Raw genomic sequence first — 23,817 nt, 5'->3', positions numbered from 1 at the left:
GAGATTGCGATGACTCATCCTTACGTCCTGACCCTTTCCTGCACCGATCGCCCCGGCATCGTGGCGGCCGTGACGACGGAACTCGCGGCGAGCGGCTCGAACATCGCGGAAAGCGCTCAGTTTTGGGATCGTGTGACCGGCAGGTTCTTCATGCGCATTGCCTTCCATGCGCCGGATGCCATGACGAAGGACGAGATCGAGCGCGCTCTGAAGCCGGCTGTCGATCGCTTCGATATGAAAACCACGATCAGCGACCAGGCGCGCCGACCGAAGATGATCGTGATGGTCTCGAAATTCGACCATGCGCTTTTGCATCTGCTCTACCAGATCCGCGTCGGTTGGCTGGATGCGGAAGTGGTAGCCGTCGTGTCGAACCACGAAACCTCACGTCGCACCGCGGAGCTCGAAAATATCCCCTATCACCACTGGCCGGTGAACAAAGAGAACAAGACCGAGCAGGAAGAGAAGCTGATTGCGCTGGTGAAGGAATCGGGCGCCGACCTCGTCGTGCTTGCCCGCTACATGCAGGTGCTGTCGGACAATCTCTCAAAGCGGCTGTTCGGCAAGGTCATCAACATTCACCACTCTTTCCTGCCGTCCTTCAAGGGTGCCAAGCCCTATCACCAGGCGCATGAGCGCGGCGTGAAGCTGATCGGCGCGACGGCGCATTATGTGACACCGGATCTGGATGAGGGCCCGATCATCGAGCAGGAAACCGAGCGCGTCACCCATGCGATGAGCGCCGATGATTTCGTGGCGACAGGGCGGGATATCGAAAGCCGCGTGCTCGCCCGCGCGGTCAAGATGCATCTGGAAAACCGTGTCATGCTGAACGGGCACAAGACGGTCGTCTTCGGTTGAAGTGAGAAGAACGCCGGACGAGCTGCCCGGCGTTCTTCTTGAGGTCTGTCAGCCCATCGTCGGGATGACGAATTCAGCGCCATCCTTGATGCCTGAGGGCCAGCGCTGCGTCACCGTCTTGGTGCGCGTATAGAAGCGGAACGCGTCCGGTCCGTGCTGGTTGAGATCGCCGAAGCCCGAACGTTTCCAGCCACCGAAGGTGTGGTAGGCGAGCGGCACGGGGATCGGAACGTTGACACCCACCATGCCCACATTGATGCGGCTGACGAAATCGCGCGCCGCATCGCCGTCGCGGGTGAAGATCGCAACGCCGTTGCCATATTCATGCTCCATGGGCAGACGGATCGCGTCCTCGTAGTTCTTGGCGCGGACGACCGAGAGCACGGGACCGAAGATTTCCTGGCGATAAATGTCCATGTCCGTCGTGACATGGTCGAACAGGCAGCCGCCGATGAAATTGCCGTTCTCATAGCCTTGAAGCTTGAAGTCGCGGCCATCGACGACGAGCTTTGCACCCGCGTCCACGCCCGAATTGACGAGGCCGAGCACGCGTTCGCGCGCTTCCTTGGTCACGAGCGGCCCGAAATCGACATCGTCGCCACCGGTGTAGGGACCGATCTTCAGCGCTTCGACCATCGGCGTGAGCTTCTCGATCAGACGATCCGCCGTTTCCTGGCCGACGGGAACGGCCACCGAGACGGCCATGCAGCGCTCGCCCGCCGCACCGTATCCCGCCCCGATAAGGGCGTTTGCCGCCTGGTCGAGATCGGCATCGGGCATGATGATCATGTGGTTCTTGGCGCCGCCGAAGCACTGGACGCGTTTGCCGTTGGAGCAGCCGCGGCCATAGATGTATTCGGCGATTGGCGTGGAGCCGACGAAGCCGATCGCCATGATGTCCGGATGATCGAGAATCGCGTCGACAGCTTCCTTGTCGCCATTGACGACGTTGAGGATGCCGGCGGGGAGACCGGCTTCCAGCATGAGTTCGGCAAGCATCATCGGAACAGACGGATCGCGCTCGGAGGGCTTGAGAATGAAAGCGTTGCCTGCTGCGATGGCCGGGCAGAACTTCCACATCGGAATCATTGCGGGAAAATTGAACGGTGTGATGCCGGCCACAACGCCGAGCGGCTGGCGCATCGAATAGAGATCAATGCCCGGACCGGCGCCTTCGGTGTACTCGCCCTTCAGAAGATGCGGCGCGCCGATGCAGAATTCAGCCACTTCCAGCCCGCGGATGATATCGCCCTTGGCATCCGGGATCGTCTTGCCATGCTCGCGCGACAGCATTTCAGCAAGCTTGTCCATGTCGCGGTGGAGCAGGTCGACGAACTTCATCAGAACGCGGGCGCGCCGTTGTGGGTTTGTCGCAGCCCAGGCCGGCTGCGCCTTCTTGGCGTTCTCGACCGCGCTTGCGAGATCCTCTTTTGAGGCGAGCGCCACAGTCGCATCGACTTCGCCCGTTGCCGGGTTGAAGACCTGACCGCTGCGGCCGGCGGATGCGCCGACGTGCTCGCCGCCGATGAAATGACCGATTTCCCGCATGTGTTCCTCCACTATCGCCATTGCACTGGTGAATTCTGCGCGCATTAGTGCACTATAAATTCGGCATAACAACAGCGCTGAAACCGGATCGGTTGTGCAATATTCGAAGGAGGCTTCCCGTGAACTGGGACGACGTGCGTATATTCCTGGCGGTCGCGCGCCGCGGCCAGATCTTGTCGGCCGCCCGCACGCTCGGAATCAATCACGCCACCGTCAGCCGCCGGTTGACGGCGCTTGAGAAGGCGCTGGGAGCACGGTTGGTCCTGCGCCGAACCAATGGCTGTGAACTCACGGGCGAGGGCGAAGCCTTCGTCGAAGCCGCGGAACGCATGGAGGCCGCCATGCTCACCGCCCAGGCGGGCTTCTTGGGCCAGGATGCAGCCTTGTCTGGAACCGTCCGCATCGGAGCGCCGGATGGCTTCGGCATTTCATTCCTGGCGCCGCGCCTCGGTCGGCTGTTGACGCGCTATCCGGGACTGCATCTGCAACTCGTGCCAGTGCCCCGCGTGTTCTCCTTGTCCCGCCGTGAAGCCGATATCGCGATCACCGTCGAGCGACCCGACCAGGGCAGGGTCGTCGCGCGCAAGCTCGTCGATTATTCCCTCGGCTTCTACGCCTCCCGCGGATACGTCGCCGAGCACGGCATACCCCAAGCGATCGAGGAGCTGAGACAGCATCGGCTGATCGGATATGTTGAGGACCTGGTCTTTTCGCGTGTGCTGAACTTTGCCGAAGAGCTGCCGCGCGACGTGCGGGCGACTTTCGAGATATCGAGCGCCGTCGGTCAGGCGGAAGCGGTGCGCTCGGGCGCCGGCATCGGCATCCTGCATGATTTCACCGCCAGGCATGATCCCGATTTTGTTCACGTCTTGCGCGGGCACATCTTCAAGCGAGCCTACTGGATCGTCTACCATGAGAACGCGCGCGGCGTGGCGCGCGTCAAGGCCGTCAGCGATTTCGTCATGGAGGAGGTGGCAGCCGCCAGAGATGGCTTCCTGCCTGATCCGGACATGGCGAACGGCGATGTGCTGTCCGCGACGGGTTGATGTCATGGCCTCGTCTGGTAGAACCTGACCCGTGGAGCGCTTCGGGCAGCGCAGATGAACCGTCGAACCAAGGATTGCGCGTGGGGTGATCCGTGGTGAGCGCCGGACAACAAGAATAAGAGCGACGTCTCGATGTTTGAGCCTAGAACCACTGTCTTCCAATCCTTCCGATTTCTGAAAACCTGCCTTTCTGTTCTTCTTCTCGTCGTGACATTCGGCGCGGCGGGTCTGTTGCCCGTTGCCGCGCAGGATGCCGAGCCCGCGACTGAGGAAACGACGCAGGGTGCGTCTCCCGAACTCCTGCTTCTGATCGAAGCGCTGCGCAACGACGAGAGCCGAAATCGACTTCTGGAAGAACTGGAAGCGGTCGCCGGAGAAATCGAACCCGGTCCGGTCGAAACGATCGACGAAGCCCTGTTCGGCACATCGGAAACGTCGCTCGGGCGGCGAATCGCGGAGACAACGCGGTTCTTTGCAGAAAGCGCTGCCGGCTCTGCCGCGGCCTTTGCCAATCAATTGTCCGCGGCACCGCGCATGTTCTCCGCGCTCGATCCCGATCAGATCGACGTTTTGTGGCAGGCGCTGCGCGACCTCGCTCTGGTGATCATCGCAACCTACGCGCTCTTCGTCGCGCTGCGCAGCTTCGCTAAGGGCTACTATCGATCCATGGGGATGAAATCGACCTCTGCGACGTTGTTGCAGCGGATCGTGTTCATCGTCGTGTCGGCCTTGCTGGATGCGTTTGTCGTCATCGTCGCCTGGGCGGCAGGCTACATCATCGCGCTCACCTTCTTCGGGGAAATGGGCACGATCGGTCTTCGTCAGACGCTCTATCTCAACGCGTTCCTGATCGTCGAACTCGCGAAAGTGATCCTGCGCATCGTGCTGTCCCCATCCGCACCGCAATTGCGGCTGCTGCCGGTTTCCGACGATGCCGCAAAGCGTATGAACCGCGGATTCACATGGATCATCTCGATCCTCGGCTACGGACAGCTGTTGCTCTTGCCGATCTTCAACCAGAGTGTCTCCCTGGCGGCCGGCCAGGCGATTTCCGCGCTGGTGGCGCTGATCGCGGTGCTCATCGCCATCGGCATGACCCTGTCGAACCGTCTGCGCGTGTCCCGCTGGCTGCTTGATACGCCAGAGGATCAGCCGCGTAGCCGACACGTGCGTTTCCTGGCGCATCGCTGGCACTGGCCGGTGCTGCTCTATCTAGCGTTCCTGTTCGTCATCGTGCTGGCAAGTCCAGCCGGGGTGTTGCTGAGCATTCTTGCCGCCAGCGGTCAGATCCTGATTGCCGTCATCATCGGCTTCATGGTCTCCAACTGGATTGCACGGGCGATCGCGCGCGGCATCAGTCTGCCGGAGCGCCTCAATCAGCGCCTGCCGCTCCTCGAGCGCCGCCTCAACGCCTTTGTTCCGAAGCTGCTGACGGTGATCCGCGGCCTGATTTTCCTTGCGGTCCTGCTGTTCGTCCTCGACACGATCAATTTCTTCGATCTGCAGGGATGGATGCAAAGCCAGGTGGGCGTGCGCACCACGGCCGCGATCATTTCCGTGTTCTTCATCCTGATCTTCGCGTTTGCTGCTTGGCTCGCGTTGAACTCCTGGGTCGATTATCGCCTCAACCCCGACTTCGGTCGGCCGGCGACGTCACGCGAGCAGACGCTGCTCAGCCTGCTGCGCAACGCAGCGACAATCGCAATTCTTGTGATCGGCGTGATGTTCGCGCTCTCGGAGATCGGCATCAATATCGCGCCGTTGATCGCGTCGGCCGGTGTTCTGGGCCTCGCCATCGGTTTCGGCGCGCAAAAGCTGGTGCAGGACATCATCACCGGCGTCTTCATCCAGCTTGAGAACGCCATCAACGTCGGCGACGTCATCACGGTCGGCGGCACTACGGGCACCGTGGAACGCTTGACGATCCGCTCTGTCAGCCTGCGCGACCTGGAGGCCGGGTACCATATCATCCCGTTCTCCTCGGTCGACATGGTCACCAACTTCGTTCGTGACTACGGCTATCATGTTGCCAATATCGGCATCGCCTACCGCGAGGATGTCGAGGATGCACACCGGGCGATGGAAGAGGCGTTTGCGCTCATCAAGCAAGATCCTGCCATCGCCGCCAACATCATCGGTGATCTGGAATGGTTCGGCGTGACGCTGCTGGGCGACAGCGCCGTTACGGTGCGTGCCCGCATCAAGACGAAGCCCGGCACGCAGTGGGGTGTCGGCCGCGCCTACAATGCAGCCGTCAAGCGCGTCTTCGACGAACACGACATCGAAATCCCGTTCCCCCATCAGACACTCTTCTTCGGCGTCGACAAACACGGCAAGGCGCCGGCGGCGCACATTCAGGTCGATGCAGCAGCCTCGACAGGGCAGGAAGTGCTCGCCGCGGCGGCGCAGCCGGCAGAAGAGCGCATCGTCGATCCGGGGAGCGAGGCGGCATTGCCTGCGTCAACCACCTCCGCGCCCGCGAAACGTCGACGCCGTCGGGTTATCCGCGACGACGTCCCTGATGATGACGAGGAAACTTGACGGTGCGAATGCAGGCAATCGGCGTTGCGGCTAGAAAGCCTTGAAGGTCAGCACCGTGTGGGTGCGCTGCACCCCCTCGATCGTGTGCAGGTTCTCAGCCACGAAGTGGCCGATGTCGACTGCGTCCTCGACATAGAATTTGACGAGAAGATCGTACTGGCCGCTGACGGAATAGATCTCGGACGCGATTTCGCGCGCGGCGATTTCCGCCGCCACCTGATAGGCCTTGCCGAGCTGGCATTGGAATTCAACGAAAAAACAGCGCATGACAGGTCTCCGCTCGATCAGTCCACGCGATGAGGCCTAGCCGGTTTGCGACGGCATTTGAAGCGCCGTTTGCCAACAGCTCGGTCCATCATGACAAGTCCGCACGAAGCGGCTAGGGTCCGGCATTCGAAACGGGAAAGGCTGAAATGGGCATGACTGGCATCGTCATCGGCGTGATTGTCGTCGCGCTGATCCTCTACGGCATCGCCGTCTATAACGGGTTGGTGCGGGCAAGACAACTCGTTCAGGAGGCATGGAGCGGCATCGACGTGCAGCTTAAGCGCCGGGCCGATCTCATTCCGAACCTGGTCGAAACGGTCCGTGGCTACACCGATCACGAAGCCAACACGCTGCGCGAAGTCACTGAAATGCGTGCGCGCGCCCAGGCGGTGCCCGCCGACGACGTCAAGGGCAGGGCGGCTGCCGAAGGATTGCTGAGCCAGGCACTCGGTCGCCTGATCGCCGTTGCCGAATCCTATCCGGACCTGAAGGCCAGCACGAATTTCAGCCAGTTGCAGACCTCGCTCGAAACACTCGAAGGCGAGATCCAGATGTCCCGGCGCTATTACAATGGTGCTGCGCGGGACTTGAACATCAAGGTCGAAAGCGTGCCGTCCAACATCGTGGCGAACATGTTCGGCTTTGAAAAGGCCGAATATTTCGAGATCGACGATCCGGCCGATCGGATCGTTCCGAAAGTCGCCTTTTCCTGAAATAGCCAGCGAGCCGTCGACAGCATGATCGCGAAGCCCTTCCATCTGCATCGGCTGGTTGCCGCTTTCTGCGTAGCGTTCACGCTGGCCTTGATGCCGCTTGCCGCCAGTGCGCGCGAGGAGATCATCGCCTTCGTTGCTGAAATCGACGTGGCGGCGGATGGCGTTCTGTCCGTCGTCGAAACCATTCGGGTCCGCGCGGAAGGCGATCTGATCCGCCGGGGCATCTACCGGGATTTTCCCCTGCGTATGGAAGATGCTTCCGGCCGTCTCCGGGACGTCGGCTTCGATGTTTCAAGCGTCACGCGCGACGGCGCCGACGAGCCATTCCGGGTGGAAGAAAGCAGCGGCATCGCCCGCGTTTATATCGGCGACGCCGATAGCATGGTGCCTCCCGGCATCCACACCTATGAAATCCGGTACGAGACCGACCGCCAGATCCGCTATTTCGACACGCATGACGAGGTCTATTGGAACGTCACTGGCAATGGCTGGCTGTTTCCGATCCTGTCGGCATCCGCCGAGGTCAGTTTGCCGAGCGGCGCCACAATTGAAGACCTTGCGGTCTTTACCGGCCGCTATGGTGAGACGGGCAGCGCGGCAACGTCGCAACAGCTGGCTGACAACCGGGCGGTCTTCGCCACCACAGAGGTTCTGCAGCCGCAAGAGGGACTGACAATTGCGGTCAAGATCTCCAAGGGAGCCATAGCAGCACCAAGGAGCGCTCAGGAGCGCGCCTGGTTCTGGCGTGACAATGCGGGTAGCATCCTCGCAGTCATCTTTCTCATTCTGATCGGCGCCTACTATCTGTGGGCATGGAACCGCGTTGGCCGCGATCCGCCAGCCGGCGTCGTGGTGCCGCGCTGGGATCCGCCCGAGAACGCGTCGCCGGCGATGGTCAACTACATTGCCAATCGCGGCCTGTCGGGTGGCGGCTTCACCGCCATTGCCGCTGCCATCCTCAACCTCGCCGTCAAGGGCTTCGTCACGCTGCGTGATCTCGACGGAGATCTCATCGTCACGCGCACCGAGCAGCGCGACGATGGCAGGCTCCCGGTCGGGGAAAGAGCGGTTCTGGTCGGCCTGGGCGAGCCGGGAAGTTTTCTCCCCATGAACCGCGCCAATGGACCCGCCGTTCAAAGCCTTTCGCGCAAGTTTGTCAGCGCCATCGAAAGCGAACACCGCGGCAAGTTTTATCGCCACAACTGGCCCCATGCCGCGGGCGGCATCGCGCTGACCGTGCTCGGCCTGCTCACCATCCTCCTGTTCGGTGGGATGAATCAGGAAGCCATTGTTGCGCTCGTCATGGCGTCCATTCCCGGCATCATCCTTGCCAGCGTCATGGTGCGCATGGGCAAGGCTTTCCGTTCGTCGCGCAGTCTCGCACAGCGCATCCTGTCCATCATCGTCCTCGGCTTCATAGCATCGACGGCGCTGACGATCGGAAGCGGGCTTGTCGGGGCGCTCTTCTTCACCGAGTTCAACGGTTTTCTCGTTGGGGCAATTGTCGCGATCTTTCTCCTGAATGGCGTGTTCTTTTTCCTGATGGGCGCTCCCACCGCCATCGGCGCGCGCATGCAGGATGGCATCGCGGGTCTGAAGCAATATCTTACCCTGGCCGAAGCCGAGCGCATGAACATGCAGGGTGCGCCCACCATGTCGCCGCGCCATTTTGAGACGCTCTTGCCCTATGCGGTGGCGCTCGGCGTGGAGAAGCCCTGGAGTCAGGCGTTCGAGCGCTGGCTGGCAACGGCTGCCGGTGCAGCCGCCGCGAGCCAGGCAGTGCCTTACTGGTTCTCCGGGCGGGATTTCTCCCCCGGCTCATTCGCCGATTCCATCGGCGATGTCGGGCATGACATTTCGCGCAGCCTTTCCGCAGCAATACCGCCGGCCAAGTCATCGTCCTCGGGATTTTCCGGTGGCGGCGGCTTTTCGGGCGGCGGTGGCGGCGGTGGTGGCGGGGGCGGCTGGTAGAAGCTTGTGGATGGCTGACCTCTGCGTTGACTTGACCGGCTTGGCGGGTTTGTCTCCGCTCGCGTGATTTGCCCGCCGGATCAATCCAGAGGTTCCAGAGTGTACGACAGCCCGAACTCCGTGCTGCGTGAAGTCTTCGGCTATCGAGATTTCAGGCCCGGCCAGCGCGACGTCATCGACCGGATCATGGCCGGTCGCAACGTGCTGGCCGTGATGCCGACGGGGGCGGGCAAGTCGATCTGCTTTCAGGTGCCGGCACTGATGAGCCCACGTCTGACGATCGTGATCTCGCCACTGGTCGCCCTGATGGACGATCAGACCGCGGCGCTGCGCGCGAACGGCGTTGCCGTTGCGGCGATCCACTCCGGCCATGACCGCCAGGTGAATGTCGATGCCTGGCGCGACGTTTCCTCAGGCCGTGCGAAGCTTCTCTATCTGTCGCCGGAACGGCTGATGACCGACCGGATGCTGGACGCGATCGGACGGCTCGACCCGGGACTGTTCGTCATCGATGAAGCGCACTGCATCTCCAAATGGGGAGCGAACTTCCGCCCGGAATACGAGCGTCTCTCGGAGCTGAAGACACGCTTTCCGAAGGCTCGGATCGCGGCGTTCACGGCGACGGCGGACAGTGCCACGCAGGGAGACATCGCCGAGAAGCTGTTCGGTGGAAACGGCGAGATCGCACTCCAGGGGTTCGATCGGCCCAACCTTTTCCTTGCGGTTGAACCCAAGCGCGACTGGAAGAGCCAGCTCGTCGCGTTTCTCGAAGAGCGGGCCGACCAGTCCGGTGTTGTCTATTGCCTCTCCCGGCAGTCGACCGACGATGTCGCGGCCTATCTGGTGGAGAAAGGTTTCAACGCGATTGCCTACCACGCCGGCCATCCGCCGGAGGTGCGCCGGGAGCGACAAGGGCGCTTCATGCGCGAATCCGCCATCATGGTGGCGACCATCGCTTTCGGCATGGGCATCGACAAGCCGGATATCCGCTTCGTCTGCCACATGAACCTTCCAAGCAGCATGGAGGCATACTACCAGGAGATCGGCCGCGCAGGCCGTGACGGTCTGCCCGCAGATACGCAGCTCTTCTTCGGCCTGGACGATGTGCGCATGCGGCGTCAGTTCATCGAGAATGATGGCGAGGACCGCGACCACATTCTGCGCGAGCACAAGCGGCTCGATGCGCTGCTTGCCTATGCCGAAACCGCCGGCTGCCGTCGCGTCGCGCTGCTCGCCTATTTCGACGAGGAAGGCCAGCCTTGCGGCAACTGCGACAACTGCACCGATCCGCCGGAGGTGATCGACGGCACCGGCGAAGCCATGAAGCTTTTCGGTGTCATTGCCGCCACAGGCCAGAGTTTCGGCGCGTCACACCTCATCGACGTGTTGCGTGGCGGGCGCACGGCTAAGATCGAGGAACGCCAACACCACGATTTGGCGCTCTTCGGCAGCGGCGCAACGCGTTCCAAGGCCTACTGGCAGGCCTTCGTGCGCCAGGCCGTGGCGAACCGCTATCTGTCCATCAATATCCAGCGTTACGGAGCCCTGGAGCTCACACCGCTGGCTGACCAGACCCTGGTTGGCAAGGCTCGCTTCGAGCTTCGCGAGATCGTCGAGCAGGCTCAGTCGACCCGTCCCGCTCCTCGCAAGACCGTCACGATCGATCCGGACGCCGAACCATTGTTTGCGCGTCTCAAGGCACTGCGGCTGGAATTCGCACGCGAGCGGTCCGTACCTGCCTATGTGGTCTTCCCGGATGCCACACTGATCGACATGGCCCAGCTTCGCCCGCGCACCATGGATGAACTCGCCATGGTCAATGGCGTCGGGCCGAAAAAGCTCGGTGACTATGGGGAAGCATTCCTGAAAGTCATGCGCGAGGCCTGAGCCGCTCCGCAGAGGACCGCTCGATCAGGTGACGATCGCCACGATCGAGAGCGCGATCAGCACGATCGAGCAGAAGAGAAGCGAGCCGAAGATGCGGGGACGATCGAACACCACCGCGAAGGACGATCCCCACACGACGACGGCGGAGCCGAGGGCGTACATGAAGGCGGGCTTATCCTGCGAAGCGATTCCGAACGCCATCAGACCGCAGATGACGATCGCACCGAAGATCACCATGATGGCGAAGCCAAGCTGCTCGAAGTGATCCATTCGGCTCGTCCGTTCCGTCCGTTACGCTACAGGTTTCCAGGGCACTACGCCTTGCAAACCGGAGGCAGGTGATCAGCGCCCACCACTCGGTGTTGCGGTTGAATCGGCCTCTGGTCCGTGCGGCGCCATCATATCCATCCGCATTCGCGACGCTAGACCGCAAACGACTTTTTCAGTTGCCCAGGATTCAGCCCACAACGAAAAACCCCCGCGGCATGCCGCGGGGGTTCGAAGGTCGCCGATCGTCCGGATCGCCCGGACGGAATGGGCTTAGACCGAGTAGTACATGTCGAATTCGACTGGGTGCGGCGTCATTTCGAAACGCATCACTTCAGCCATCTTCAGGTCGATGAAGGCATCGATCTGGTCGTCGTCGAACACGCCGCCGGCCGTCAGGAACTTACGGTCGCGGTCGAGGCTCTGGAGCGCTTCACGCAGGCTGCCGCAGACGGTCGGGATCTTCTTCAGTTCCTTCGGCGGCAGGTCGTAAAGGTCCTTGTCCATGGCCTTGCCCGGGTGGATCTTGTTCTTGATGCCGTCGAGGCCTGCCATCAGCATGGCTGCGAAGGCGAGGTACGGGTTCGCCGTCGGATCCGGGAAGCGGACTTCGACGCGCTTCGACTTCGGCGAGGAGCCGAACGGAATGCGGCACGATGCCGAACGGTTACGGGCCGAGTAGGCGAGCAGAACCGGGGCTTCATAGCCCGGAACCAGACGCTTGTAGGAGTTGGTCGACGGGTTGGTGAAGGCGTTCAGTGCCTTGGCGTGACGGATGATACCGCCGATGTAGTAGAGGCAGTTTTCCGAAAGGCCGGCATACTCATCACCAGCAAACGTTGGCTTGCCGTCTTTCCAGATCGACTGGTGCACGTGCATGCCCGAGCCGTTGTCGCCATAGATCGGCTTCGGCATGAAGGTAGCCGTCTTGCCGTAGGCGTTTGCGACCTGATGGATCACGTACTTGTAGATCTGCATCTTGTCGGCGTTGCGGGTCAGCGTGTCGAACATGATGCCGAGCTCGTGCTGGGCAGCAGCCACTTCGTGGTGGTGCTTCTCGACCTTCACGCCCATTTCGGCCATGACCGTCAGCATTTCAGAACGCATGTCCTGGCAGCTGTCGATCGGGGGAACCGGGAAATAGCCGCCCTTGACGCGCGGACGGTGACCGAGGTTGCCCGTGTCGTAATCGGAATCGTCGTTCGACGGCAGTTCGGTCGAATCGAGCTTGAAGCCCGTGTTGTACGGGTCGGCCTTGTACTTGACGTCGTCGAAGACGAAGAACTCTGCTTCCGGGCCGACGAAGCAGGTATCGCCGATGCCGGATGCCTTCATGTAGGCTTCAGCCTTTTTGGCCGTGCCGCGCGGGTCGCGGTTGTAGGGCTCGCCCGTGACCGGATCGAGAATGTCGCAGATCACGACCATCGTGGACTGGGCAAAGAACGGATCGACGTGGGCCGTTTCGGTGTCCGGCATCAGCACCATGTCGGACTCGTTGATGGCTTTCCAGCCAGCGATCGAAGAGCCGTCGAACATCACGCCGTCGGCGAACATGTCGTCGTCGACCATCGACGCATCCATCGTGACGTGCTGCATCTTGCCCTTGGGGTCGGTAAAGCGCAGGTCGACGAACTTAACGTCGTTGTCCTTGATCTGTTTCAGGATGTCCTTGGCACTCATCAGCAAATTTCCCTGTTTGAGATATTAAAATAAACGATGGAGCGCCGGAAAGCCGGCGCGCCGGGCAACTCAGATGGCGTCGACGCCGGTCTCACCGGTGCGGATGCGGATCACCTCTTCCACATTCGACACGAAGATCTTGCCGTCTCCGATACGTCCGGTCTGAGCCGCGTTGCGGATGGCTTCGATGGCGGCATCCGCCGTCTCGTCCGACAAGACGATCTCCACCTTTACCTTCGGCAGGAAGTCGACCACATATTCGGCGCCGCGGTAGAGTTCGGTGTGACCCTTCTGGCGTCCGAAGCCCTTTGCCTCGGTGACCGTAATGCCCTGCAAGCCGACTTCCTGAAGCGCTTCTTTCACTTCGTCGAGCTTGAAGGGTTTGATGATCGCCTCGATCTTTTTCATGAGAAAACCTGCTCTCCGCTTTTCCCGGAACGCGTGGTATCGCGCCCGCTCCCAGACGTATGCACGGTCCGTGCCACATCGCGCGAATTCGAGCCGTATTTCATCGAATACGCAAGGGCACACCTCGATTATGCTGCAAGATCAGACGAAACGTCGCATCGAGGACGGGTATCTCGTGAAAATCCCATCATTTCGACGAAAATTCTCACACGCAATCATTGGCGTGATAGCGGCAGATGTCGCCTAAATAGTAGGCAGACAGAGCATTATTTCATCAGAGTTAGATCGATAGCGCCTACTGGGCGGCCCCAGTTCGCTCAGCAAGCGCCATCGCACCCTGAGGTGCCCGAATTTTCCCCTCATGAATGATGTAGAGAAAGACATCGCGGGCCTGCTTTTCTGGCGCAGCGCTTGGATCCGCCAGCGGCAGGTCTGATGGCTGGCCACCTTTCGACCAGATCGCCGCCCGCTTCGCCCAGGCATCCAGCTCATCGCCAGGGTAGGCGGTCTCGACGTCGTCGCTGCCGCGTTGCAGGCGGGCATAGATGAAGTCAGCCGTCACGTCGGCGATTTCGGGATAGTCGTGATGGTGTGCGTAGCAGATGGCGACCGCGTGCTTGCGTGCGAGCGCGACGAACGCTGGATCGATGAAACTTGCATGACGCACCTCCAGCACATGCCGAAATGCCATGCTGCCATCCTTCTTCGGCAGCAACTGCAGAAAGGCCTCGAAATCGTCGGGCTCGAACTTCTTGGTCGGCGCAAACTGCCACACGATCGGTCCAAGCCGGTCGCCCAGTTCGACGACGCCCGTGTCGAAGAACTTTCGCATCGACTCGCCGGCTTCGGCGAGCACCTTCTTGTTTGTGACAAAGCGGTTGCCCTTGACCGAGAAGACAAACCCCTCAGGCGTATCGGCTGCCCATTTGGCAAACGTCTCGGGCGTCTGCCCCCGATAGTAGGTGCCGTTGATCTCGATCGTCCGCAATTGCCGTGACGCGAAATGCAACTGCTGCTTCTTCGGCAGCTTGTCCGGGTAAAACGTGCCCTCCCAAGGCGCAAAGGTCCATCCGCCGATGCCGCATCGAATGGTTCCAGCGTCTGCCATGGGCGCTCCTCAAGCCGGTGGGATGAATGGTTGGTAGATCGACTGGAAAACCGGCATGGCCCGCAGCGTCTCGCCGTGGCGCTGCAGTGCAGGATAGTCGTCCAGATCAACAAGATCGGGATGGGAGGCGATCAAATGGTCGAGCATGGCGCCGATGGCGATATCCGCATGACCGATCCGCTCGCCGTTCCAGAACGCCGTGGTGCGGTGGGATCCCTCCAATTCCAGCGCAGACAGCGCTGCCACAATCTGCCGTTTGCAGCGCTCGATCCACTGGGCGGAGGGGTGATCATGCAGCACATTTTCATAGAAGAGGCTGACCGCCTTGTCGGAGATGCCCGTGGCGAGCGACACGGACTTCATCGCGCGACGACGCTCAGGCTCATTCACCGGTAACAGTCGCGCCTCGGGAGAAGCGAGGCCATCCACATGGTCGATGATGCTGTGACTGTCGAGCAGGGTATCCCCGTCATCGGTGACGAGCGCTGGGACACGCAGCAGCGGATTGTAGGCGATGAGCCGATCCGCATCGCCAAACGTCGACCACGGCCAGTGCTCGAAGGGCAGATCGTAGAGCGTCAGCGCAATACCGACGCGACGCACGAAGGGAGAATCATACTGACCGATCAGGATCATGTCCGCCTCCAGTGATACGATGAGGCCACGTTAGCCGAATGCCTACTCCGCCGCTTGAGATTTTGCCTGTGGGCGTCGCTCCAGAAGTTCCTTCAGGAACCGCCCCGTGTGCGACCGCTCGACCTTGACCACATCCTCCGGCGTTCCGCTTGCGACGATCTCGCCACCGCCATCGCCGCCCTCCGGGCCAACATCGATCAGCCAGTCGGCTGTCTTGATGACCTCGAGATTGTGCTCGATCACCACGACCGAATTGCCCTGATCGACCAGTTCGTGCAGCACCTCGAGCAGTTTCGCGACGTCGTGGAAATGCAAGCCGGTCGTCGGCTCGTCGAGAATGTAAAGCGTGCGTCCGGTCGAACGCTTGGCGAGTTCCTTGGCCAGTTTGACGCGCTGCGCCTCGCCACCCGAAAGCGTCGTCGCCTGCTGACCAATCTTGACGTAACCGAGACCGACGCGGTTGAGCGTGATCAGTTTGTCGCGCACCGCTGGCACGGCTGCGAAGAATTCGACGCCTTCCTCGACGGTCGTGTCGAGCACGTCGGCGATCGACTTGCCCTTGAAGGTGACGTCCAGCGTTTCGCGATTGTAGCGCTTGCCGTGACAGACGTCGCAGGTGACGTAGACATCCGGCAGGAAATGCATCTCGATCTTGATGACGCCGTCGCCCTGGCAGGCTTCGCAGCGGCCACCCTTCACGTTGAAGGAGAACCGCCCGGGCTGATAACCGCGCGCCTTGGACTCCGGCAAGCCCGCGAACCAGTCGCGGATGGGGGTGAAGGCGCCGGTATAGGTGGCGGGGTTCGAGCGCGGTGTCCGGCCAATCGGCGACTGGTCGATATCGATGACCTTGTCGATGAATTCCAGCCCGTCGATCCGATCGTGATCGGCAGGATTTTCGCGAGCGCCCATGATGCGGCGTGACGCCGCCTTGTAGAGCGTTTCGATGAGGAAGGTGGATTTCCCGCCGCCCGAGACGCCGGTGACCGCCGTAAACAAACCGAGCGGAATCGACGCTGTCACGTTCTTCAAATTGTTGCCGCGGGCTCCCACGACTTTCAGTTCCTTCCGCTTCACCGGCTTGCGGCGCTGCGCCGGCACCGCGACGGAGAGGGCACCCGACAGATATTTCCCCGTCAGCGACTTCGGATTGGCCATGATGTCGGCTGGCGTTCCCTCGGCGATGACTTCGCCGCCATGGATCCCCGCCGCCGGTCCGATATCCACGACGTGATCCGCCGTCAGGATCGCATCCTCGTCGTGCTCGACGACGATCACCGTGTTGCCGATGTCGCGCAGGTGCTTCAGCGTGTCCAGAAGCCGGGCGTTGTCGCGCTGGTGTAGGCCAATCGAGGGCTCGTCGAGGACGTAGAGCACGCCTGTCAGGCCCGAACCGATCTGTGAGGCAAGGCGAATGCGCTGGCTTTCGCCACCGGACAAGCTGCCCGAGTTGCGCGACAGCGTCAGGTAGTCGAGCCCGACATCGTTCAGGAAGTTCAACCGGTCGCGGATTTCCTTCAGGATGCGAACGGCGATCTCGTTCTGCTTGTCGTTCATCGCGGTCGGCAGATCCTGGAACCAGGTACCCCCCTGCCGGATCGACATCTGCGAGACTTCGCCGATGTGGCGTCCATCGATTTTGACGGCGAGCGCCTCGGGCTTCAGGCGATAGCCGTTGCAAGCCGGGCAGGGGGCCGCCGACATGTAGCGCTCGATCTCCTCGCGGGCCCAGGCGCTGTCGGTTTCTTTCCAGCGCCTCTCCAGATTCGGCACGATGCCTTCGAAGGTCTTCGCCGTTTTGTAGGAGCGCAGGCCGTCGTCATAGTTGAAGACGATCTTGTCCTCCGTACCGTGCAGGATTGCGTTCTGCGCATCTGCCGACAGGTCGGTCCATTTATCCGAAATCTTGAAGCCGAAATGCTTGCCGAGCGCCTCGAGCGTCTGGCGATAATAGGGCGACGAGGATTTCGCCCATGGCGCAATGGCGCCGTCACGCAGCGTGCGCGCCGTCTCCGGAACGATTAGTGCTGGATCGATCTTCTGCTGGGTGCCCAGGCCGTCGCAGGTGGGGCATGCGCCTGATGGGTTGTTGAACGAAAAGAGCCGCGGCTCGACCTCCGAAATCGTGAAACCCGAGACGGGGCAGGCGAACTTCTCCGAAAAGAGGATTCGCTCATGGGTCTCGTTCTTGGACTTGTTCGCGCCGCCGCCTTCCGCCGTTTCGCCCGCCGGCAATGGCTTGTCAGCAAACTCGGCAACCGCCAGGCCGTCTGCCAGTCGAAGGCAAGTCTCAAGGCTGTCGGCAAGCCGCGCGCCGATGTCATCACGAACGACGATGCGGTCCACCACGATATCAATGTCGTGCTTGTATTTCTTGTCGAGGGTCGGCGCTTCGGCAATCTCATAGAATTCGCCGTCGATCTTGACGCGCTGAAATCCCTTCTTCAGCAACTCAGCAAGTTCCTTGCGGTACTCGCCCTTGCGTCCGCGCACGATCGGCGCAAGCACGTAAAGCCGCGTCCCTTCCTCGAGCGCCATAACCCGGTCGACCATCTGGCTGACCGTCTGGCTCTCGATCGGCAAGCCCGTGGCCGGCGAATAGGGCACGCCGACGCGGGCAAACAGAAGCCGCATATAATCGTAGATTTCGGTGACGGTACCGACCGTCGAGCGCGGGTTCTTCGACGTGGTCTTCTGCTCGATGGAGATCGCCGGGCTTAGGCCGTCGATCTGGTCGACATCCGGCTTCTGCATCATTTCCAGGAACTGGCGCGCATAGGCCGAGAGGCTTTCGACATAGCGCCTCTGGCCCTCCGCATAAATCGTATCGAAGGCGAGCGATGATTTGCCCGATCCGGAAAGCCCGGTCATGACGATCAGGCTGTTGCGCGGCAGATCGAGATCGATCCCCTTGAGATTGTGCTCACGTGCACCGCGAATGGAAATGGTCTTGAGTTCGCTCATGAGATCGCCAGATGACACGTCGGTAAGATGGGGAGGTTCGAGGCTGCGCATCCACCCTCGTCGAACAGCGCAGTTGCCGTCAAATCATGTAGGTTCTCGCAAGACAATGTCGAGGGCAACTTGCCCACCGCCGACCGACTCGGTTGACAAGCAAGCAAGAGGCTTTTAGAACAAAAAAAGAACAAAACATAGCCTGCCTTGCAAACGCCCAACTGCCCTGTGGAAATGCGGCGTATGGGGCGCAGGTTCCTGCGAGTTCCGATAAGATGCCGCCTTTCAACAATGATCGCGCGGCAGCGGCTTAAAGGCTGTTTGGCCGGAGATCATTCAACCGGCGACTACAAGAAGGCAATCACCATGGCAGGAAGCGTCAACAAGGTCATTCTCGTCGGAAATCTGGGTGCCGACCCGGAAATCCGTCGCACACAGGACGGCCGCCCGATTGCCAATCTGTCCGTTGCGACTTCGGAAACCTGGCGCGATCGTAACTCCGGCGAACGCAAGGAGAAGACCGAGTGGCACCGCGTCGTCATTTTCAATGAGGGCCTGTGCAAGGTTGCGGAAAGCTACCTGAAGAAGGGCGCCAAGGTGTATATCGAGGGCCAGCTCCAGACCCGCAAATGGCAGGATCAGAGCGGCCAGGACAAATACTCCACCGAGATCGTTCTGCAGGGGTTCAACTCGACACTGACCATGCTCGACGGACGCGGCGAGGGCGGTGGCATGGGGCAGGGTGGCGGCGGCGGTGGTCGCGGCGGCTCCGATTATTCGGGCGGGGGCGGTGGCGGCAACGACTACAACCGACAGTCGCCGGCATCGCGCAACGACGATTTCTCCCGCGACATGGACGACGAAATCCCGTTCTGATTGGCGCGGACCAAGAGCTATGAAAGCGAGGCGGGGAAACCCGTATCGCAGATCGCATCAATAAAGAAACTGCTCGGCCAGGATGCGGTCATCCCAGGAATGATCGGGATCCGACAAGAGGCGCGCGGTCGTCTGTTTTGACTGAACGATGCGGACGAGCCGAATAGATTTGACCTCCGTGTTGTCGGCGACTGCGTTGACCGGCCGTTTTTCGCGCTCCAGCACCTCGATCGTCACCTCCGCCTTGTTGGAGAGCAGCGCACCTCTCCACCGCCGCGGGCGGAATGCGCTGACCGGCGTCAGTGCGAGCAATGGCGCGACGAGCGGCAGGATCGGGCCGTGGGCAGAAAGATTATAGGCCGTCGAGCCCGCAGGCGTCGCCACCATCAGCCCGTCACAGACGAGCTCTTCGAGCCTGACCTTGCCATCGACGCTGACGCGCAGCTTGGCGGCCTGATACGACTGGCGAAGAACCGACACTTCATTGATCGCAAAGGCGTGCGTTTCAGCGCCATCCTCGTCGGTCGCGACCATTTCCAGCGGATTGATCTCGCTTTCCACCGCCCGCTCGATGCGCTCGCGCAGTCCATCGGTGGCGTACTCGTTCATCAGGAAGCCGATCGAGCCCCGGTTCATGCCGTAAAGCACTTTGTTGGAATTCATCATGCGATGCAGCGTTTGCAGCATGAAGCCGTCGCCACCGAGTGCAATGATGACGTCGGCATCTTCTGGGGCATGCGCACCGTAAAGCGCTTCCAGTTCGAGTCGCGCCGCTTGCGCGTCCGGAGCGTTGCTCGAAATGAAACTCAATTTTTCCGTAGCACGCGCCATCCAGTCTCATCTCCCATTGCTGCGGCACATTGGCGAGGGATGGCGGATCGGGCAAGCGCGAAGCGGCCGGTCGCCGCGCTAATTTTTACCGCGACGCCGCCCTGTGCATTTCTCGTTTTACAGCGCCGGCAATTATGCTAATCACCCGCCCGTGCCCTTGTAGCTCAGTTGGTAGAGCATCTGATTTGTAATCAGAGGGTCGGGAGTTCGAGTCTCTCCGGGGGCACCAGTTCAGGCGCAAAGATCGGCCTGGCCACCAATTTTCCTGACATTTTGTCATTTCGAGCGCCGTAATCTACGGCTGCAAGCTCCAAAAAGTGACATTCTGGCATCACTACACGCACCACCGACATCGCGCCGCAATCTCAGCTTGCGGATGCATCGCACGCGACCAATAGTGTTCGTGGCCGGACAGCCTCATACGTTTCTGGAGAATCGGAACATGAAGAGACTGATCTTGACCGCGTCCATCTTGGCCGCGGCCGCACCGGCTATGGCAGCCGACGCGGTAATGTACAACGAGCCGACGCCTGCGGCGGCCCCAATGATGGCTGCTGCCGATTGGTCGGGCTTATATGTCGGCGGCCAGCTCGGCGGCGTTTTCGGCGAAACGGGCACATTCGGCCTGTCACCCTTTACGCCGGCACTGCAGGGCGCTTTCGCACCCGGCTTCTCGGGCGATTTCGATTCCGGCCTGATCGGCGGCGTCCATGCCGGTTACGACATCCAGTCCGGCAACTTCGTCTTCGGCGGCATTATCGATATTTCGGCCACGGACGTTTCGGACACGCAGAACGGCTTCTCCGTCACGCCTGCGCGCTACACGGTCACCCGTGAACTCGACTACCTCGCGACGCTGCGCGGCCGAATCGGCTATGCGATCGGCAGCAGCTTCCTCGTCTACGGAACGGCCGGTCTCGCCTATGGCCAGGTCGACTTCTCCTACGAGCAGCCAGGTTCGGGTGCCACGACCACGACGTCCGGCGGTCAGGACGACGACTTCGGCTACACCGTCGGTGCAGGCGTGGAAGCCATGGTCACGTCGAACATCTCGGTCGGTCTCGAGTACCTCTACACCGATCTCGGCGACAACGATTTCAATGCCAACCTCGTAGGCGGCCCGTTCGGCGCCGGCACGACTGGATTTGGAACGGATCGTTCGTTCGACTTCCACACCGTTCAGGCGAAGGTCTCCTTCCGCTTCTAAACTGAGCAGGAGGGTGGTTCTTTCGGCCCGCCCTCCAACTCGCCGAACACACCTATAGCTCTGCCCGACGCGGCGCATTATGGTGCGGCGCATTGAAGCGAATCCTCGCGACCGAACGGGCAGGGCATGCGGATCATTATTTGTGGGGCGGGGCGCGTCGGCTTCGGCATCGCCGAAAAGCTGGCCCAGGAACAAAACGACGTTTCCGTCATCGATACCTCAGCCACGCTCATCAACGCGATACGCGACACGCTCGACGTGCGCGGCTATGTCGGCCATGGCGCCCATCCCGAAGTGCTGGCGCAGGCCGGGGCGGAGGAGGCGGACATGATTATCGCCGTCACGCTTTCGGATGAAGTGAACATGGTCGCCTGCCAGGTGGCGCATTCTCTCTTCAACGTCCCGACCAAGATTGCCCGTATCCGCGCACAGAATTATCTGGCCCCGCATTATCTCGATCTTTTCTCGCGCGAGCACATGCCGATCGACGTCATCATCTCGCCTGAGGTTGAAGTCGGCAAGATGGTGCTGCGCCGCATCGCTTTGCCAGGCGCGACCGATGCCGTCCGCTTCGCCAATGACGCGATCGTGCTCGTCGCAATCGAGTGCCTGGAAGACTGCCCGGTCGTCAATACGCCGCTGGAGCAGCTTTCGGAACTCTTCCCGGACCTGACAGCGACGGTCGTCGGCGTCGTGCGCGATGGCGAGTTGATGGTGCCCCATTCGACCGATCAGCTCAGCACTGGGGATCTGGCCTATGTGATCTGCGACAAGGATCACGTCCGCCGCACGCTCGGCCTTTTCGGGCATGAAGAGCCAGAGGCCATCCGAATCGTCATCGCCGGCGGCGGCAATGTCGGCTATTTCGTCGCCAAGGCGATCGAGGAACGGCAGCCGAACATCAAGGTCAAGATCATCGAACACGATCGCAGCCGCGCCATTGCCATCGCGGATCAGCTGCGCCGCGCGGTGGTGCTGAACGGCTCTTCGCTCGACCAGTCGATTCTGACGGAAGCCGATATCCACGATGCCGATCTGATCGTATCGCTGACCAACGACGACCAGGTGAACATTCTCACCAGCGTCATGGCCAAGCGTCTGGGCTGCAAGGCAAGCCTTGCATTGATCAACGAGCCATCGTTCCAGGAATTCACCAAGCCGATGGGGATCGACGCCTACATCAATCCCCGCGCCGTCACCATTTCGCGCATCCTGCAGCATGTGCGCCGCGGTCGCATCCGCGCTGTCTACAGCGTGGAGAAGGGCCAGGCCGAGGTGATCGAGGCGGAAGCGATGGACACGTCGCCACTCGTCGGCAAGCCATTGCGGGATCTCGATCTGCCGGACGGCGTGCGCATCGGTGCCATCTACCGCGATAAGCAGGTGGTGCAGCCGACCGGCTCGACCAAGATCAAGTCGAAGGACCGGGTCGTGATGTTCGCGCGCTCACGCGATGTCCGCCATGTCGAACAGATGTTCCGCGTCAGCCTCGAATTCTTCTGACCGCCGATGCTCGGCGCGATCTATCTCCTTACCCTTGCCTCCGGTGGCGTTCTCGCACTTCTCGTCCCTGCAGTGTTGATTGCGCTTGCCGGTGGCGATTTCGCGCTGGCGGAGGACATGGCGCTCGTCACCGCGTTCGGTGCCTGCATCTGCACCATGGTGCTCGCCTCGCTGTCGCAGCGCATCGGACCGCTCGAGCGCGAGTTGAATTTCGTTTCGTTGGTCCTGGTCTGGCTCGTCACCCCCATCACGGCCGCACTTTGCCTGATGGCATTGGTCGGCCTCGGTCCCATGCAGGCGTGGTTCGAAGGTGTGTCGGCGCTCACAACCGCCGGGGCGACCGTGCTGCAGCGGCAAACCGTACCGACCGCGCTGCTTTTCTGGCGCTCGGCCTTGGAATGGTACGGCGGCTTTCTGATTCTCGTCTCCATCATCCACGTCCTCGCTCCCGCAGGCTTCGGCGGGCTGAAGGCGAGCGGGAGGCGGCGCGGAACCGGTGGCAAAGCCGATGGACATTGGGGCGCCATCGGCGCGTATTCCTCGATTTTTTGGCAGTACGGCGCGTTGACGATTGCCATCGCGCTGCTGCTCATCATTGCGCGAGTCGATCCTGCCAACGCCGTTATGCTCGCCATGATGAGCATTTCAACTGGGGGATTTCTTCCCTTCGAAGGCACGCTCGACGAGCATATCGGTCTCGGGGCGATCTTCGTTCTTGCGATCGGCCTCTGTTTCGGCACGCTCAGCGTCTTCTGGCGGCGCAATATCCTGCGCAATCCAAGGCGGGTGCTGGCTGAAAATCGGGAGGCACGGATCGTGATCCTTGCGATCCTTGGGCTTGGCATCATCTACGCGGCGCGCATCTCCGAAGCGTCCGGCTCCTTCTCGGCGGTGGGGGTTCTGACAGCACTCGTGGAAGGCTTTTTCACCGCATCATCGCTCATCGCCACCAGCGGCGCCGAAACGCGACCCGGCGTTTTCGGGCTTTTGCCTTCCTTCCTCGTTTTGTGCGTCGTGTTCGTGGGTGCGAGCGTCTATTCCACTTCAGGCGGCATCAAGGTCTATCGCCTCGCGACCATGTGGATCTTTGCCAAGGCTGAACTCAACCGCCTGATCTATCCGAGCGCGGTCGCGCCATCGAAATTCGGCCGCGACCAGATCGATGATGACGCCATTCGCGCCGTCTGGTCCTATTTCGTGCTGGCGCTGCTATGCGTTGCCACCGGAACCGTCCTGATCACCGCAACGGCGGCGAATTTCGAAGGTGGGCTGGCCATGGCGGTGACCTTTTTCGCCGGCGCGAGCCCGGCCTATGAATCACTCATCCCGATCGAGGCGCAAGGGTCACAGGCAATCGCCGAAGCGTGGCCCGCCTTCGAGGCGCTGCCGACGACGGCGCTTCTTCCGGCAATCGTGCTCATGACGATCGGCAGGCTTGAAGTGCTCATCGTCTTCGCCGTAATCAACATCAAATACTGGCTGCAGCGCTGAACCATCTGCAACGACTGG

Annotated in this window: 19 protein-coding genes and 1 tRNA gene; 11 read left to right on the top strand and 9 right to left on the bottom strand. The window is 61.2% G+C overall.

All coding sequences use genetic code 11. The annotated features are described in order from the left end of the window. Positions 1 to 9: 9 nt before the first annotated feature. Positions 10 to 861, top strand: coding sequence for a formyltetrahydrofolate deformylase (gene purU / locus D5400_RS12970; RefSeq protein ID WP_126010393.1), 852 nt, complete (start codon positions 10 to 12; stop codon positions 859 to 861). A gap of 48 nt (positions 862 to 909) precedes the next feature. Here the strand turns inward: purU and D5400_RS12965 are convergent, their stop codons facing one another. Then, positions 910 to 2,409, bottom strand: a complete 1,500-nt coding sequence (locus tag D5400_RS12965) for a CoA-acylating methylmalonate-semialdehyde dehydrogenase (protein ID WP_126010392.1) — start codon at positions 2,407 to 2,409, stop codon at positions 910 to 912. Between the two features lie 119 nt (positions 2,410 to 2,528). Between D5400_RS12965 and D5400_RS12960 the strand changes: the two genes are divergently transcribed. Beyond that, complete coding sequence (locus D5400_RS12960; protein ID WP_126010391.1) at positions 2,529 to 3,455, top strand: LysR family transcriptional regulator; 927 nt, start codon at positions 2,529 to 2,531, stop codon at positions 3,453 to 3,455. A 132-nt stretch (positions 3,456 to 3,587) separates the two neighbouring features. Continuing rightward, positions 3,588 to 5,996, top strand: a complete 2,409-nt coding sequence (locus tag D5400_RS12955) for a mechanosensitive ion channel domain-containing protein (RefSeq protein ID WP_126010390.1) — start codon at positions 3,588 to 3,590, stop codon at positions 5,994 to 5,996. Positions 5,997 to 6,026: 30 nt separating this feature from the next. Here the strand turns inward: D5400_RS12955 and D5400_RS12950 are convergent, their stop codons facing one another. Next, positions 6,027 to 6,263, bottom strand: coding sequence for an Lrp/AsnC ligand binding domain-containing protein (locus tag D5400_RS12950; RefSeq protein WP_126010389.1), 237 nt, complete (start codon positions 6,261 to 6,263; stop codon positions 6,027 to 6,029). Positions 6,264 to 6,415: 152 nt separating this feature from the next. Here D5400_RS12950 and D5400_RS12945 point away from each other — a divergent pair, with 152 nt between their 5' ends. From D5400_RS12945 to recQ, 3 genes are all read left to right on the top strand, one after another. After that, entirely contained in the window at positions 6,416 to 6,976 is a 561-nt protein-coding gene (locus tag D5400_RS12945) for a LemA family protein (RefSeq protein ID WP_126013242.1), read from the top strand. A 24-nt stretch (positions 6,977 to 7,000) separates the two neighbouring features. Then, entirely contained in the window at positions 7,001 to 8,950 is a 1,950-nt protein-coding gene (locus D5400_RS12940) for a DUF2207 domain-containing protein (RefSeq protein ID WP_245451292.1), read from the top strand. 99 nt (positions 8,951 to 9,049) lie between these two features. Then, positions 9,050 to 10,837, top strand: coding sequence for a DNA helicase RecQ (gene recQ / locus D5400_RS12935; RefSeq protein WP_164527887.1), 1,788 nt, complete (start codon positions 9,050 to 9,052; stop codon positions 10,835 to 10,837). Positions 10,838 to 10,861: 24 nt separating this feature from the next. Here recQ and D5400_RS12930 read toward each other — a convergent pair whose 3' ends face one another. The 6 genes from D5400_RS12930 to uvrA form a co-directional block, all read right to left on the bottom strand. Next, positions 10,862 to 11,107 carry a hypothetical protein gene (locus tag D5400_RS12930; RefSeq protein WP_126010388.1) on the bottom strand — a complete coding sequence of 82 codons (246 nt, stop codon included), beginning with the start codon at positions 11,105 to 11,107 and terminating at the stop codon, positions 10,862 to 10,864. A 270-nt stretch (positions 11,108 to 11,377) separates the two neighbouring features. After that, positions 11,378 to 12,784: a type I glutamate--ammonia ligase gene (glnA, locus tag D5400_RS12925; protein WP_404861909.1), complete on the bottom strand. Its 1,407-nt coding sequence runs from the start codon at positions 12,782 to 12,784 to the stop codon at positions 11,378 to 11,380. Positions 12,785 to 12,853: 69 nt separating this feature from the next. Beyond that, positions 12,854 to 13,192 (bottom strand): P-II family nitrogen regulator, encoded by a 339-nt coding sequence (locus tag D5400_RS12920; RefSeq protein WP_126010387.1) that lies wholly within the window; start codon positions 13,190 to 13,192, stop codon positions 12,854 to 12,856. A gap of 295 nt (positions 13,193 to 13,487) precedes the next feature. Beyond that, positions 13,488 to 14,300, bottom strand: a complete 813-nt coding sequence (locus D5400_RS12915) for a DUF72 domain-containing protein (protein WP_126010386.1) — start codon at positions 14,298 to 14,300, stop codon at positions 13,488 to 13,490. A 9-nt stretch (positions 14,301 to 14,309) separates the two neighbouring features. Further along, a complete protein-coding gene (locus D5400_RS12910) occupies positions 14,310 to 14,936 on the bottom strand; it encodes a glutathione S-transferase family protein (protein WP_126010385.1) in 627 nt (208 codons plus the stop codon). A gap of 42 nt (positions 14,937 to 14,978) precedes the next feature. Further along, a complete protein-coding gene (gene uvrA / locus D5400_RS12905) occupies positions 14,979 to 17,900 on the bottom strand; it encodes an excinuclease ABC subunit UvrA (RefSeq protein WP_126010384.1) in 2,922 nt (973 codons plus the stop codon). 357 nt (positions 17,901 to 18,257) lie between these two features. Between uvrA and D5400_RS12900 the strand changes: the two genes are divergently transcribed. Next, entirely contained in the window at positions 18,258 to 18,767 is a 510-nt protein-coding gene (locus D5400_RS12900; RefSeq protein WP_126010383.1) for a single-stranded DNA-binding protein, read from the top strand. A gap of 57 nt (positions 18,768 to 18,824) precedes the next feature. On the opposite strand, the gene D5400_RS12895 is transcribed toward D5400_RS12900, so the two are convergent. Further along, positions 18,825 to 19,598, bottom strand: a complete 774-nt coding sequence (locus tag D5400_RS12895) for an NAD kinase (protein WP_126010382.1) — start codon at positions 19,596 to 19,598, stop codon at positions 18,825 to 18,827. A 153-nt stretch (positions 19,599 to 19,751) separates the two neighbouring features. On the opposite strand from D5400_RS12895, the gene D5400_RS12890 reads away from it, so the two are divergent. The 4 genes from D5400_RS12890 to D5400_RS12875 all read left to right on the top strand — a co-directional run bounded on the left by D5400_RS12890 (position 19,752) and on the right by D5400_RS12875 (position 23,799). Continuing rightward, positions 19,752 to 19,827, top strand: a tRNA-Thr gene (locus D5400_RS12890). Between the two features lie 213 nt (positions 19,828 to 20,040). Then, on the top strand, positions 20,041 to 20,805 hold the full coding sequence (locus D5400_RS12885; protein WP_164527886.1) for an outer membrane protein: 765 nt from the start codon (positions 20,041 to 20,043) through the stop codon (positions 20,803 to 20,805). Positions 20,806 to 20,931: 126 nt separating this feature from the next. Then, a complete protein-coding gene (gene trkA, locus D5400_RS12880) occupies positions 20,932 to 22,308 on the top strand; it encodes a Trk system potassium transporter TrkA (protein WP_126010380.1) in 1,377 nt (458 codons plus the stop codon). 6 nt (positions 22,309 to 22,314) lie between these two features. Further along, complete coding sequence (locus tag D5400_RS12875; RefSeq protein WP_126010379.1) at positions 22,315 to 23,799, top strand: potassium transporter TrkG; 1,485 nt, start codon at positions 22,315 to 22,317, stop codon at positions 23,797 to 23,799. Positions 23,800 to 23,817: the final 18 nt, after the last annotated feature.

It is taken from the genome of Georhizobium profundi, assembly GCF_003952725.1.
In the GTDB taxonomy this organism is placed as follows: Bacteria; Pseudomonadota; Alphaproteobacteria; order Rhizobiales; family Rhizobiaceae; genus Georhizobium; species Georhizobium profundi.
The sequence above is the reverse complement of the archived record's forward strand: the minus strand, read 5'-3'. Positions and strand labels throughout refer to the sequence as shown.

Excerpts from the sequence above, each read along its gene's own strand:
- D5400_RS12900 (WP_126010383.1), top strand. The coding sequence starts at position 18,258 with ATGGCAGGAAGCGTCAACAAGGTCATTCTCGTCGGAAATCTGGGTGCC.
- trkA (WP_126010380.1), top strand. The coding sequence starts at position 20,932 with ATGCGGATCATTATTTGTGGGGCGGGGCGCGTCGGCTTCGGCATCGCC.
- D5400_RS12945 (WP_126013242.1), top strand. The coding sequence starts at position 6,416 with ATGACTGGCATCGTCATCGGCGTGATTGTCGTCGCGCTGATCCTCTAC.
- D5400_RS12915 (WP_126010386.1), bottom strand. The coding sequence starts at position 14,300 with ATGGCAGACGCTGGAACCATTCGATGCGGCATCGGCGGATGGACCTTT.
- D5400_RS12920 (WP_126010387.1), bottom strand. The coding sequence starts at position 13,192 with ATGAAAAAGATCGAGGCGATCATCAAACCCTTCAAGCTCGACGAAGTG.
- D5400_RS12965 (WP_126010392.1), bottom strand. The coding sequence starts at position 2,409 with ATGCGGGAAATCGGTCATTTCATCGGCGGCGAGCACGTCGGCGCATCC.
- D5400_RS12875 (WP_126010379.1), top strand. The coding sequence starts at position 22,315 with ATGCTCGGCGCGATCTATCTCCTTACCCTTGCCTCCGGTGGCGTTCTC.
- D5400_RS12885 (WP_164527886.1), top strand. The coding sequence starts at position 20,041 with ATGAAGAGACTGATCTTGACCGCGTCCATCTTGGCCGCGGCCGCACCG.
- D5400_RS12895 (WP_126010382.1), bottom strand. The coding sequence starts at position 19,598 with ATGGCGCGTGCTACGGAAAAATTGAGTTTCATTTCGAGCAACGCTCCG.
- purU (WP_126010393.1), top strand. The coding sequence starts at position 10 with ATGACTCATCCTTACGTCCTGACCCTTTCCTGCACCGATCGCCCCGGC.
- D5400_RS12940 (WP_245451292.1), top strand. The coding sequence starts at position 7,001 with ATGATCGCGAAGCCCTTCCATCTGCATCGGCTGGTTGCCGCTTTCTGC.
- glnA (WP_404861909.1), bottom strand. The coding sequence starts at position 12,784 with ATGAGTGCCAAGGACATCCTGAAACAGATCAAGGACAACGACGTTAAG.
- D5400_RS12950 (WP_126010389.1), bottom strand. The coding sequence starts at position 6,263 with ATGCGCTGTTTTTTCGTTGAATTCCAATGCCAGCTCGGCAAGGCCTAT.
- uvrA (WP_126010384.1), bottom strand. The coding sequence starts at position 17,900 with ATGAGCGAACTCAAGACCATTTCCATTCGCGGTGCACGTGAGCACAAT.
- D5400_RS12955 (WP_126010390.1), top strand. The coding sequence starts at position 3,588 with ATGTTTGAGCCTAGAACCACTGTCTTCCAATCCTTCCGATTTCTGAAA.
- D5400_RS12910 (WP_126010385.1), bottom strand. The coding sequence starts at position 14,936 with ATGATCCTGATCGGTCAGTATGATTCTCCCTTCGTGCGTCGCGTCGGT.
- D5400_RS12930 (WP_126010388.1), bottom strand. The coding sequence starts at position 11,107 with ATGGATCACTTCGAGCAGCTTGGCTTCGCCATCATGGTGATCTTCGGT.